We start from the raw sequence: 12,993 nt of genomic DNA on the forward strand, positions 1-12,993 counted from the left end.
CACCGGCCCGGGCCGGTGCACCGCCGCGCGTCGTTGGCCGCTGCACCTCACTGACGTACGGTGACGACCCTGGAGGCCATTCACGGTCCCGGCAACGTCACCGTCCGCAACCTTCTCAGGACCCCGCCACGCACTGCCCCACCCCCCTTTGCTCTGCACCCACAGGCGCAGCACCTGCATGCATCAGGCATAATAGATTGAAATGGATGCCGCAGCGGCGGAATCACCCGTTGCTCATCGTGATCTGCTGCGTATATGGGTGCAGAGCAAAGGGCGACGGAGGGGTGACGCTTCCACGCCCAGACGTCGCTCTCCGTAACGACAGGCCGACGGATCGGGGCGGCAGGGCCGTCGCCGACGCGGACGGCCCGCAGCGCCACGACTCTGGGGCGCTGCGGGCCGTCCTGACGAGGGGCCGGTGGGTCAGTTGCCCCACTCGAAGTTGGGCTCGACCGCCTCGGCGATGCGGAACCGGCCGCCCGGCGCGAGGGCCTCGCTGCCGCGCTCGGTCACCACGTGCTTGCCGAAGCCGCCGACCAGCGGCCGGCCGACGTCGCGCTTGAGCCACAGCCGCAGCAGGTGGCGGCGGCGCTCCGGCTCGGGGAAGTCGACGTAGCCGGTGCGCGAGTGCAGGGCGGCGTAGTTGAGCAGCCACTGCACGTCCCCGGGCTGGAAGTCCATGTCCAGGGCCAGGCCGGGGGCCTGGGACACCTCGTCGTAGAGGTGCAGCAGCTCGATCTGCTCCTCGGTGAGCCGGGGCACCTCCGGGTAGTCCTGCGCCGAGAAGATCATCGAGCTGCCGGCGTACGTGCTGAAGGTGCCGTCGACGTAGCTGCAGATGGGCGAGGTGTAGGTCCGGGCCGGGGCGTCGGGGTCCTGCCGGTGCCAGTCCCAGTGCCACGGCTCGAACAGCAGAGGCGCGAGGTCCGGCCGGCGGCGCAGGATCTCGTTGTAGATGGTGGTGCCGCTGACCAGGCTGCTCGCCCCGCCGGCCTTGGCGGCGCGCAGGCACATCAGCGCGACGACGTCGGAGCTGTCGGAGTGGAACGGGAGCCGGTCGCGCACCCGCGACGGCAGCGCCGACGGGTCGTCGAGGGTCTTGTTGGAGGTGGCGATGACGTGGTCGAGCACGTCGCCCATCTGGTTCTGCCCCATCGGCACGCCGAGGTGCAGCCCCATCAGGTAGAAGATCGCCCCGGCGAGGGTGTCGCCGTACGCCTCCGTGCGCAGCCCCCGGATCAGGATGAAGCCGCGCCCGGAGTCGAGCTGGCGGGCGCACTCCTCGTTGAGCCCGACGCAGGCCGGCAGCGGGTAGTCGGCGGCGGTCACGGTACGCAGGTCGGGGTTGTCGGCGACGAACCGTCGGCCGACGGTCTCCAGTTCGTCGAGCTCGGTGTCGCTGAGCTTGTAGACCCACTCGGTCGAGGTGCGCAGCTCGTCGCCGCGCCAGGCGGACGGGCCGGAGATGGGGGCGAGGTCGATTGCGGTGGTCATGATGATGCGCTCCGAGGGTCGGTTCTGACGGGTACGGGTCGGTGCCCCGGCGCGGCTGTGCGCTGGCCGGGCGATCGACGGTGGGGGCGGCCTCGCCGCCGGAACTCCGGCGGCGGGGCGGCCCGTCAGAAGGGGGTCTGCGGATCCCCGGCGGCGGTCCCGGGGCGCATGCCCTCTCGCGGCGGGTGTACCCGCAGCGGCTCCTCGTAACCGCGCACCAGCAATCCAGCGCCTTGCGGAACTCGGATCATGGCGTCTCCTGCGGCTGACGGTGTCGCCCCAGGCTAGGACAGCCCCGGGGCAACGTCAAGAGAGACGGCATCTCGCAATCTGACGGCCAAACCTGGAGGGCAACCCCTCGCCGCCGCGCGGAATCTAAGACATTTCCCATATGTATTGGCGAACATCGATTCTGGTCGCCGCGCAGGGCGGCAGGTCAGACGAGGAGCAACCCATGCCCGTACGACAGCCCGACACGATCGACAGCGCGACACCCCGCCCGGTCAGCACCCTCCCCGCCGAGCCGGACGGCTGGCGAGGCCCCCTGCTGGACCATCTTCCACCGCGCGAGCGCCGGCTCTTCCACCGGTTCGGCCAGGGGCCGGAGGTGCCCGTGCCCGACCTACGCATCCACCAGGCGTTCGAACGCTGGGCCGCCGCCACGCCGGACGCCGTCGCGGCCGAGCACCTCGGCGCGACGATCAGCTACCGCGAGCTGGACCGCCAGGCCAACCGGCTCGCGGCCCGGCTCGCCGACCTCGGCGTACGGGCCGGGGACGCCGTGGGCGTCTTCGCCAGCCGCTCGCTGCCCATGCTGGTGGGGATCCTGGCCACGCTGAAGGCCGGCGCGGCCTACGTCCCGCAGGACGTCCGGATCACCCCGGCCCGGCAGCTGCGGCAGGTCGCGACGACCGCCCGCTGCCGGGTGGTGCTGACCACGGCCGCAGCCCTGGACGCGGTGCCGGCGCTGCCCGGCGTGACGCGGCTCGCCGTCGACGAGGTGATGGCGCAGCCGCTGCCGCCCGGCCGGCACGTGACCGCCCCCGGCACCGACCGCCCGGTGGTCGCCGACGACGGGTGCTACGTCCTGTTCACCTCCGGCACCACCGGCACCCCGAACGGCGTCACCGTCACCCACGGCAACGTGGCCAACCTCCTGCTCACCGCGCCGGGAAACCTGGGGATCCGGCCGGGCCGGCGGGTGGCCCAGCTGCTCAACGTCGCCTTCGACATGGCCGCCTGGGAGATCCTCGGCTGCCTCGCCAACGGCGGCACCCTGCTCGTACGCGACCGCGACCTCACCGCCACCGCCGCGCGCGCCGACGTGGTGATCGCCACCCCGTCCGTGCTCGGGCGCATCGACCCGGACCGCTGCGACCGGGTCCGCGTGGTCGCCGTGGCGGGTGAGCCCTGCCCGCGCCCGCTGGCCGACCGCTGGGCCGCCGGCCGCGCCTTCCACAACTGCTGCGGGCCGACCGAGACCACCATCGTCAACACCATGCACCGCCACCGGCCCGGCGCGGCGCTCACCATCGGCCGGCCCACGCCGAACAACACCGTCTACGTCCTCGACGCCGACGGGCGGCCGTGCCGCATCGGCGAGGTCGGCGAGATGTGGGCCGGCGGCGGCTGCGTCTCCGCCGGCTACCTGGACAACGACGCGCTCAACGCCGAGCGGTACGCCCCCGACCCGTTCCTGGGCGCCGGCCGGCTGATGTTCCGCACCCGCGACCGGGGCCGCTGGACGCCCGACGGGGAGCTGGAGCACCTGGGCCGCACCGACGACCAGGTGAAGGTCCGGGGCTTCCGGGTCGAGCTGGACGCGGTCTCCGCCGTGCTGGAGGCGGTGCCGGGCTGCCGGCAGGCGGTAACCCTCAAGCTGACCGACCGCGACCTCGTCTCCTTCGTCGCCCCGGCGGAGCTGGACCATCAGCGGTGCCGGGACGCGGTGGCCGCCGCCCTGCCCTACTACTGCGTGCCGGCCGCCGTGCACCCGCTGCCGGAGCTGCCGATGACCGGGCGCGGCAAGGTCGACCGCGACACGCTGCGCCGGCTCGCCCTCGACCTGCGCTGGCAGTGGGCACACATCGAGGAGGCGGCGGCATGACCACCACTCCCCTCCGGCCGCAGCCGGTCCCGCCCGCGCACCCTCGTACCGTCGCGGCGACCGCCCCCGGCGACGCGCCGCCGCCACCGCTGTCGGCGCTGCGCCGGCTCCTCGCCCACCCCCGGTTCATGCACCACCACCGCCTGGTCGCGGCGGTGCTCGCGGCCAATGCCGCGCTGCTGGCGTACGGGCTGACCACCGGCTGGTGGCGCGGCCCCGGCGGGGCCGAGGCCCTCGGCGCGGCCGCGCTGGCCAACGTCGCGCTGGCGGTGCTGGTGCGCCAGCAGTACGTGGTCAACCTGTTCTTCTGGCTGGCCACCCGGGCGCCGACCCGGTGGCCCCTGCGGATCCGCTGGACGCTCGGCAAGGTCTACCACTTCGGCGGGCTGCACGTCGGTGGGGCGCTGGCCGGCACCGCCTGGTACCTCGGGCAGCTCGGCGCGCTGACCGCCGCCGGCCGTGGGGGGCCGGGCGGGGCGGGGTCGCTGGTCACCGGGTACGCCGTCGCCGGCCTGCTGCTCGCGGTCGTCGGCACCGCCCTGCCGCCGGTGCGGTCCCGCCGGCACGACCTGTTCGAACGCACCCACCGCCTCGGCGGCTGGGCGGCCCTGCTGCTGCTGTGGGCGCAGGCCGGGTTCCTGGCCGGCGGGCCGGTCGCGCTGGCCGCCTCCCCGCAGGGCTGGGTGCTCGCGGTGCTGACCGCCAGCATCGCCCTGCCGTGGCTGCGGCTGCGCCGGGTGCCCGTCGTGGTCGAGCGCCCCTCGTCGCACGTGGCGCTGGTGCACTTCGATCACGGGGTGACGCCGTTCCCCGGCTCGTCCACCGCGGTCAGCCGCAGCCCGCTGTGGGAGTGGCACTCCTTCGCCAACGTGCCGGCGCCGGGGCGCAGCGGCTTCCGGCTGACCGTCTCCCGGGCCGGCGACTGGACCGGCCGGTTCATCGACGACGCGCCGCAGCGGGTCTGGGTGAAGGGGATCAGCACGGCCGGGGTGGCGAACATCGAGACCCTGTTCCGGCGGGTGGTCTACGTGGCCACGGGCAGCGGCATCGGCCCGGTGCTGCCGCACCTGCTGGCCGAGCAGGTGCCGGCCCGCCTCGTCTGGGTGGCCCGCCGGCACCGGGAGACCTTCGGCGACGCGCTGGTCGACGAGATCCTCGCCCACCAGCCCGACGCGCTGCTGTGGGACACCGCCCGCGACGGCAAGCCCGACATGCTGCGGCTGGCCTGGCAGGCGTACCGCGAGTTCGACGCCGAGGCGGTCATCTGCATCTCGAACCGCCCGCTGACCTGGCAGGTGGTGCAGGGCATGGAGGAACGCGGCGTCCCCGCGTACGGCGCGATCTGGGACTCCTGACCGGGACGACGCCGGCCGGCTCACAGTGCGCCGATCTGGTAGCCGAGCCCGTGTACGGTGCGCACCACCCCGTCGCCGAGCTTGCGCCGCAGGTAGTGCACGTACGTGTCGACCATCGCCTCGGTGCGGTCGGCGCCGAAGACCCGCCCGCGCAGCTGGCTGCGGCTGTGCACCATGCGGGGCTGGGTGGCGAGCAGCCGGATCAGCTCGAACTCCCGCCGGCTGAGCGTCACCTCCCGGCCGTCGGGCAGCCGCACCCCGCGCTGGGCCAGGTCGAGCTGCCCGGCCCCGATGGGGATCAGCTCCGCGCCGTCGAAGCGGCGGCGGGTCAGCGCCCGGACCCGCGCCATCAGCTCCGCCACCTCGAAGGGCTTCGGCAGGTAGTCGTCGGCCCCGGCGTCCAGGCCCCGGATCCGTTCGGTGGGGTCGGCCAGGGCGCTGAGCATGAGCACCCGGGCGGCGATCGCGCAGCGCCGCAGCCGGATGAGCAGGTCGACGCCGTCGATGGCGGGCAGCCGCCGGTCGAGCATGATCACCTGGTACCGGCCGCGCAGGGCCAGGTGCAGGCCCCGCTGGCCGTCCCGGGCCAGGTCGATCCGGTACCCTGCCCCGCTGAAGAGCTCGACCAGCATGTCGGCCAGTTCCGCGTCGTCCTCGACAAGGAGCAGCGGGCCGTGCGCCGGGGCCGGCGAGTCGTTCATTTGTTTATGGTCGCACCGAAAGCTGGAAAGGTTGACCGGCGGAATTCTCCGCCGTCAGGACCCGGTCATCTCGTGCTCCTGGCCCGCCCGGTCGCGGTTGGCCCGCCAGCAGAAGGGCCACCGGAAGCCGGCGGGGTCGCCGTCCGCCGGCGGCGCGCCGGCCCCCGCCCCGTCGCGCACCGGCAGCCGTACGGTGAAGGTGGCCCCCGCCCCCGGCCGGCCGGCGGCGCTGATCGTGCCGCCGTGCGCGGTGACCACCTCGCGGATCAGGGCCAGCCCGAGCCCGACGCGGCGGTCCCCCGAGCCGGGGCCCCGGTGGAACCGGTCGAAGATCCGGTCCGCGTGCCGGGGGTCGAACCCCCGGCCGGAGTCGCCGACGACCAGCTCGACGTGGCCCGGGGCGCAGAGCCGCAGCCGCACCTCGACGCGGCCACCGGCCGGGGTGTGGTTCAGGGCGTTGGCCAGCAGCTCCGCCACCACCCGGCGCAGCGCGGGCCCGACACCGCGCACCGGAACGGGGGCGTCGGCGCCGGTCAGGGTGAGCGTCACGCCGTGCTCGGCGGCGCGCGGCGCATCGGCCTCGATCGCCTCGGCGACGAGCGCGGCGAGGTCGACCATGGCCGGTGGCCGGGCCACCGACGTCGTGTCGGCCAGCCGGGCCGACAGGAGCAGCTCGTCGACGATCTCCCCCAGCCGCCGGGTGGTGTCCAGCAGCCGGTCCAGGTCCGCCCGGTCCGTGTCGTGGCCGGAGTGCGCCGCGCGCCGTGCCAGCAACTGCGCCGCCGTGTGCACCCGGGTGATCGGGGCACGCAGCTCGTGGCTGGCGTCGGCGACGAAGCGACGCTGCCGGTCGAGCGCCTCGGCCAGCGGCAGCACCGCCGCGCGGCGCAACCGCAGATCCGTCAAGGTCGCCGCGGCCAGGACCGTCACCGCGGCGAGCGCAATCCCCCAGAGCAGGTAGCGCCGCTCGGCGAGCTGGAAGCGGGCGTCGAAGACCACCTGGACGACCTCGTCGCCGCGCAGCTGCGTACGCACGTGGTAGACGGTGCCGTTGCGGGCGACCTGGCTGACCTGCGGCCGGCCGGTGCGGGCCACGGCGTGGATCGCCTCGTGCCTCGGGAAGCCGGCCGGGGGCGCGCCGGCGTGCCCCGTGTCGCTCGCGCCGCCGAAGATCCAGGTGCAGCCGGACGGGTCGGCCGGGCGGCCGTGCAGCACCGCCCAGTCGAGCTCGTGGCGGATCTTCGCCTGCTGGAGGTGCAGCAGAGCGGCGTACGCGACGCCCCCGAGCAGGGCCAGCAGGGCAACGACCAGCAGGCCGACGGTCAGCCCGGTGCGGGGTCGGGCGCGGCGCGCGGCCGACCGCCCGTCGTCGGTCAGCGGCACCGCGCTATCGCCCCCCGCCCCCCTGCGGGGACGTGGCCCCCTCTGCCAGCGCGCCTATCGACCCGCACCCATCGAAGATGGCACATCACCGATCGGATCGGAAGGGATCACCGAGCGTCCTCCCGGATGGCGGGCCCGCCCGCCGCCCAGCGGCGGGCCAGCTCGGCGCAGACCAGCAGCTGGAGCTGGTGGAACAGCATCAGCGGCAGCAGCACCAGGCCGACGGTCTGCGGGCTGAACAGCACCGCCGCCATCGGCAGCCCCGTCGCCATGCTCTTCTTCGACCCGCAGAAGATCGCGGTGATCCGGTCGGGCCGGGCGAAGCCGAGCAGCCGCGCCGCCCCGGACGTGGCGAGCAGGACCACCAGCAGCAGCGCCGCCAGCACCCCGAGCAGCGCCAGCAGCCGGCCGGGCGAGGTGCGCTGCCAGACCCCGGCGACCACCCCGGCGCTGAACGCGGTGTAGACGACCAGCAGGATCGACCCCCGGTCGACGAGGGTGAGCAACCGCTTGTGCCGGCCCATCCAGCCGCCGAGCCAGGGCCGCAGGGCCTGCCCGGCGGCGAACGGCAGCAGCAGCTGGGCCACGATCTCGAGGGCCGATCCCGCCGAGAAGCTCACCGCGCCGGTGCCGGCTAGCACCACGCCGGCCAGGACCGGCGTGAGCAGCACGCCGGCCACGTTGGAGAAGGAGGCGCTGAAGATGGCGGCCGGCACGTTGCCGCCGGCCATCGAGGTGAACGCGATCGACGACTGGACGGTGGACGGCACCACGCACAGGAACAGCAGCCCCTGGTAGAGCTCCGGCGTCAGCACCCCGGGCTGCAACACCCGGGCTGCCAGCCCGAGCAGCGGGAACAGCACGAAGGTGCTGGACAGCACCAGGGCGTGCAGGCGCCAGTGGCGCGCGCCGGCCCACGCCTCGCCGGGCGAGATGCGGGCGCCGTAGAGGAAGAACAGCAGCCCGATGGCGAGCGTGGTGACCACGGACGCGCCGTCGGCGAACCGGCCCCGGGCCGGCAGCACGGTAGCGACCGCCAGGGTCGCCAGCAGCGCCAGGATGTAGGGGTCGAGCGGGATCCGGGCCAGCCAGCGGCGCACGATCGCCCCTTTCCCGACAGTCGCCACAATTCGAGACAGCGTCTCGTCATGCGATGCTGCTATGGGCGGCGGGGCGGCGTCAAGGACTGCGGCAATGGTCACACGCCCCGACCCGGCGCGCGGCGCGGCACGGTCAGGACAGCGACGCCGGGAACCGCTCCCACACCCGGTGCCCGGCCAGCAGCCGCTGCACGGCCGCGAGGGCGTCGTCGCCGGAGTCGCCCGCGACCACCCCCGGGGTGCCGACCACCCCCGCCAACTCCAGCACGGTGACGCCCGCCCCCCACGCGCCGATCGCCTTGGCGTGCCGCCAGCACTCCTGCACCAACAGCAGCACGCGGGGGTCGACGGTCGACGGGGCCGCCGCGCCCGCGTCGGCGTCGTGCGCGGGCAACGCGTCCGGCGCGGGCCCGGGTGCCCCGGCCAGCAGCAGCGCGTCGAACTCGACCGACCGGCCGGTGGCGAAGGTCCGCTGCACCGGCAGCCCGCCCACGGTGCCGCCGTGCGGGGCGATCAGCAGCGGCACCATCCCGGCCGCGAAGACGGCCCGCTGCACGTGGCCGACCCCGTCGAGACCGCCGTCGGGGTCGACGACGATCCCGACCGTACGACCGTCCGCCGGCCACTGGCGGCCGACCTGCGACAGCGCGGGGCTGGGCACGACGTCGGCGAGCGGCACGGTGGGCTCCGGTGCGGGCAGGCCCAGCCCGGCGGCGACCTGCGCGCACAGCACCGGGTCGATGTTCGCCAGGCAGGCGAGCTGCCGTTCCCGGATCGCCTGGTGATAGCACTTGCCCAGCTCGAAGGTGTAGGCGCGGACGATGTGCTCCTGCTCCACCGGCGACATGCTCAGCCAGAACAGGCGGGCCTGGCTGAAGTGGTCCTCGAACGAGACCGGGTTCGCGCGTACCTTCGGCGCCTGCGTCACCGTCACCGGCACGTCGACGAACGCGCCCTCGGCGTCGCCGGCCGGGAACGGGTTGCCGCCGTCGAGGGAGTTCGGCCGGTACGGCGCGACGCCCGCGTGCACCGCCTGCTGGTGGAAGCCGTCGCGGAGCATGTCGTTGACCGGGGCATGCGGGCGGTTGATCGGGAGCTGGGAGAAGTTCGGCCCGCCGAGCCGGGTGAGCTGCGTGTCGACGTACGAGAAGAGCCGGCCCTGCAACAGCGGGTCGTTGGTGACGTCGATCCCCGGCGGCAGGTGGCCCACGTGGAAGGCGACCTGCTCGGTCTCGGCGAAGAAGTTCGTCGGCGTCCGGTTGAGCGTGAGCCGCCCGATCGGCTGCACCGGCGCGAGTTCCTCGGGCACGATCTTCGTGGGGTCGAGCAGGTCGATCCCGGCGAACGTCTCCTCGGGCGTGTCGGGGAGGACCTGCACGCCGAGCTCCCACTCGGGGTACGCCCCCGCCTCGATCGCGTCGTGGAGGTCCCGGCGGTGGAAGTCCGGGTCCACGCCACCGAGCAGCTGCGCCTCCTCCCAGGTCAGGGAGTGCACGCCCAGCTGCGGCTTCCAGTGGAACTTGACCAGCACGGTCTCCCCGGCGGCGTTGACCAGCCGGAAGGTGTGCACGCCAAAGCCCTCCATCGTGCGGTACGAGCGCGGAATCCCCCGGTCGGACATGTTCCACATCGTGTGGTGCTGCGCCTCGGTGTGCAGGGAGACGAAGTCCCAGAACGTGTCGTGCGCGCTCTGCGCCTGCGGGATCTCCCGGTCGGGGTGCGGCTTGCCGGCGTGGATGATGTCGGGGAACTTGATCGCGTCCTGGATGAAGAAGACCGGCATGTTGTTGGCGACGAGGTCGAAGGTGCCCTCGTCGGTGTAGAACTTCGTCGCGAAGCCCCGGGTGTCGCGGACCGTGTCGGCCGAGCCACGCGAGCCGAGCACGGTGGAGAACCGCACGAACACGACGGTCTCGCGGCCCTTGGCGAGGAAGCCCGCCCTCGTGATCGGCTCGGCGGTGCCGTAGCCGACGAAGACGCCGTGCGCCCCCGCCCCCCGGGCGTGCACGACGCGCTCGGGGATGCGCTCGTGGTCGAAGTGGGTGATCTTCTCGCGGAAGTGGTGGTCCTGGAGCAGGATCGGGCCGCGCGGGCCGGCTTTGAGCGAGTGGTCCGTGTCGCGCAGCCGCGCCCCCTGGGCCGTGGTGAGGTAGGCGCCCTGCTGGCCGTTCGCGGTCGGTGGCGCACCCGTCGCCGCACCGGTCGGGGTACGGGTCTCGGGAGCGCCCTGCTCCCTTTTCGGTGGCAGCGGGTCGTGCGGCGTCGTCGGCTCCCCGACGGCCGGCGGGGCGCTGCCGGGCGCGCCGGGGACGTCCGGGGTCAGGACGTCGGCGACCTTCCCCGCGGCGGCCTCGACGACATCCTTGACCGCCTTGGCGGGCTTGCGGGCACTCATCTGGACGGGTACCTCCGGAAGCGGCGATGAACGGCATCCGGGTCGTACCCTGCTGGGGTCGAACAAAACGGACCAGGCGGGTGGGCGTCGCCCGGTCAGTCGGCCCAGCGCCCGGTCAGCACTGCGGCGCCGGCGCCGGCGAGCTCGGGCAGGGCCACCCGCCGGCCGGTCAGCGTGAGCAGCAGCGCCTCGCCGGTCCCCCGGACCACCGGGCCCTCGCCGGCCGCCCAACCCAGGTCGGTGGCCTCGAACCGCAACCCGGCGGCCCGGCGGCGGTCGACGAAACCGACGGCCCGGCCGCCGGCCAGGAAGTCCAGCGACGTACGCAGCCGGTGCGGGTCCAGGTCGACGGGCAGGCCCAGCGGGCGGCGGATGTCCTGCCCGTGCACCTGCACGTCGGTGAGCTGGCCCAGGTACCCGACCACGGGCGGCCGGAACGGGTGCTCCGCGTGGGTCCGCAGCGCCGCGGCCAGCTCGCCGACCGGGCGGCGGGCCACCTGGCTCGCCAGGCGCGCGTTCGCCGCGTGCAGGTTGAAGCCGGAGCGCACCACGAGCGGCAGGACCCGCCACGGGCTGGCCACCAGCGGCGACACCAGATGGCCGGCGACCTCCCGCACCGTCCAGGCCCCGCACAGGCTGGGGGTGTCCAGCTGGGCGGGGGTCAGCGAGTCGAGCAGGTCGGCGATGCGGCGGCGTTCGGCGGCGATCATCAGCAGCAGGTCGGAGGGCACGGCGACATTCTGCCGGCTCCACGCCACCCGCGGCACCCGTCGCCCGGCGGCGGCGCCCAGTCCGCTGCCCGACGGCTCCACCGCTCAACCCGACGCCGGCCGGCCCAGCACCGCGCCCCGCTCGGCGCGGCTGGCGATGCCGAGCAGGCGGTGGGCCGGGCTAGGTTGGCCTCGGCCGCTTCCAGCGCCGCGCGGGCCTCCCGGCAACGCCCGGCCCGCCGCAGCGCCCGGCCCCGCCACCAGTAGGCAGCGGGCGCGGTCCAGCGGCAGCACCGGCCGCCGGTACGGCCGCCCGCGCGGCACAGAGCGCGGCGAGCGGAGGGATTGTGTCGATCATCGATATGCGTTCTGCTTGAGAAAGCGCTTGCCCCTGGTGGGCGGCGCGGCCCGTCCGACGGACGGGCGTCCGGGCACGGACCAGGGCCCGCTCCGGCATCCGTCGGGCATCGGATGCCGGCACCTTCGCGGGTCCCACGTACAGCCAGGGAGCAACATGCTGCACAGACAGCGCCGAAAGTCACTGGTCGTCGTCGCGGCGGCGGCCACGCTCGCCGCCGCCGGGGTCGTGGCCACGGCGGGCGCCGCACAGGCCGCCGCCGGCTGCCGCGTGAGCTACGCGGTCGCCTCGCAGTGGGCGGGCGGTTTCTCCGCCAACGTCACCCTCACCAACGTCGGCGATCCCCTCACCTCGTGGAGGCTCACCTGGTCGTTCGGCGCCGGCCAGACGGTCACCCAGGCGTGGAACGCCACCGTCACGCAGAGCGGCAGCTCGGTCACCGCGACGAACGTGAGCTACAACGGCAACCTCGCCACCAACGCGTCGGCCACGCTCGGCTTCAACGGCACGTGGAACAACAGCAGCAACCCGACGCCGAGCAGCTTCGCGGTCAACGGCGTGACCTGCACCGGTGGGACCAGCCCCACCACGCCGGGCAACCCGACCACGCCGCCGCCCACCACCCCACCCCCGACCGGTTCCTGGCCGACGCCCACGGGACAGGTCGGCGTCAACGGCACGATCCCGGTGTCCGGGGTGTTCGACGGCGGCATGCGCCGCTACTGCTGCATCGGCGACGGCAGCCAGGAGGAGAGCCAGGACCCGATGTTCCAGCTCGCCGCCGGGGCCACCCTGCAGAACGTCATCATCGGCGGGCCCGCCGGTGACGGCGTGCACTGCGCCGGGTCCTGCACGCTGCGCAACGTGTGGTGGGAGGACGTGGGCGAGGACGCCGCCACGTTCCGCGGCAGCGGTTCGCCCACCTTCCTGGTCGACGGCGGTGGCGCCCGCAGCGCCAGCGACAAGGTCTTCCAGCACAACGGGGCGGGCACGCTGACCGTCCAGAACTTCCAGGCGACCAACTTCGGGACGTTCTACCGCTCCTGCGGCAACTGCTCCACCCAGTACAAGCGCAACGTCGTCATCCGCAACAGCACGCTGACCCGCCCCGGCAACACGGTGGCCGGGATCAACGTCAACTACGGCGACACCGCCCGGTTCTCGGGCATCACGATCGTCAACGACTCCAGCCGGTCGATGGTGATCTGCCGCAAGTACAACGGCAACAGCAGCGGCGACGAGCCCACCCAGGTCGGCACCGGGGCCGATGGCACCAACTGCATCTACTCCTCGTCCGACCTGACCTACCGCCAGGCCTCGCTGCTCGCGAAGGCGAGGTTGACGAGGTACGCGACGAGGATGCCGATCGTGATCATGAGCTGGTTCATGG

Annotated in this window: 9 protein-coding genes; 3 read left to right on the forward strand and 6 right to left on the reverse strand. The window is 74.0% G+C overall.

All coding sequences use genetic code 11. From position 1 onward, the window contains the following. Positions 1 to 423: 423 nt before the first annotated feature. A complete protein-coding gene (locus ACFT41_RS30830; RefSeq protein ID WP_377590331.1) occupies positions 424 to 1,494 on the reverse strand; it encodes a TauD/TfdA family dioxygenase in 1,071 nt (356 codons plus the stop codon). A gap of 454 nt (positions 1,495 to 1,948) precedes the next feature. Between ACFT41_RS30830 and ACFT41_RS30835 the strand changes: the two genes are divergently transcribed. Together ACFT41_RS30835 and ACFT41_RS30840 are read left to right on the forward strand one after the other, a co-directional pair. Then, a complete protein-coding gene (locus tag ACFT41_RS30835) occupies positions 1,949 to 3,601 on the forward strand; it encodes an amino acid adenylation domain-containing protein (protein WP_377590329.1) in 1,653 nt (550 codons plus the stop codon). Next, positions 3,598 to 4,956, forward strand: coding sequence for a hypothetical protein (locus ACFT41_RS30840; RefSeq protein ID WP_377590327.1), 1,359 nt, complete (start codon positions 3,598 to 3,600; stop codon positions 4,954 to 4,956). Before ACFT41_RS30835 ends, ACFT41_RS30840 begins: the two co-directional genes overlap by 4 nt. Positions 4,957 to 4,976: 20 nt before the next feature. Here the strand turns inward: ACFT41_RS30840 and ACFT41_RS30845 are convergent, their stop codons facing one another. The 5 genes from ACFT41_RS30845 to ACFT41_RS30865 form a co-directional block, all read right to left on the reverse strand. Beyond that, positions 4,977 to 5,657: a response regulator transcription factor gene (locus ACFT41_RS30845; RefSeq protein ID WP_377590005.1), complete on the reverse strand. Its 681-nt coding sequence runs from the start codon at positions 5,655 to 5,657 to the stop codon at positions 4,977 to 4,979. 54 nt (positions 5,658 to 5,711) lie between these two features. Continuing rightward, complete coding sequence (locus ACFT41_RS30850) at positions 5,712 to 7,040, reverse strand: sensor histidine kinase (protein WP_377590004.1); 1,329 nt, start codon at positions 7,038 to 7,040, stop codon at positions 5,712 to 5,714. 107 nt (positions 7,041 to 7,147) lie between these two features. After that, positions 7,148 to 8,140, reverse strand: coding sequence for a bile acid:sodium symporter family protein (locus ACFT41_RS30855; RefSeq protein WP_377590003.1), 993 nt, complete (start codon positions 8,138 to 8,140; stop codon positions 7,148 to 7,150). Positions 8,141 to 8,273: 133 nt separating this feature from the next. Further along, complete coding sequence (locus ACFT41_RS30860; RefSeq protein WP_377590002.1) at positions 8,274 to 10,535, reverse strand: catalase; 2,262 nt, start codon at positions 10,533 to 10,535, stop codon at positions 8,274 to 8,276. A 95-nt stretch (positions 10,536 to 10,630) separates the two neighbouring features. Continuing rightward, complete coding sequence (locus tag ACFT41_RS30865) at positions 10,631 to 11,266, reverse strand: maleylpyruvate isomerase family mycothiol-dependent enzyme (RefSeq protein WP_377590001.1); 636 nt, start codon at positions 11,264 to 11,266, stop codon at positions 10,631 to 10,633. A 493-nt stretch (positions 11,267 to 11,759) separates the two neighbouring features. Here ACFT41_RS30865 and ACFT41_RS30870 point away from each other — a divergent pair. Continuing rightward, positions 11,760 to 12,993: pectate lyase (locus tag ACFT41_RS30870; protein WP_377614080.1), on the forward strand; the 1,234-nt coding region annotated here is incomplete at its 3' end.

It is taken from the genome of Micromonospora sp. NPDC057141, assembly GCF_042670805.1.
In the GTDB taxonomy this organism is placed as follows: Bacteria; Actinomycetota; Actinomycetes; order Mycobacteriales; family Micromonosporaceae; genus Micromonospora.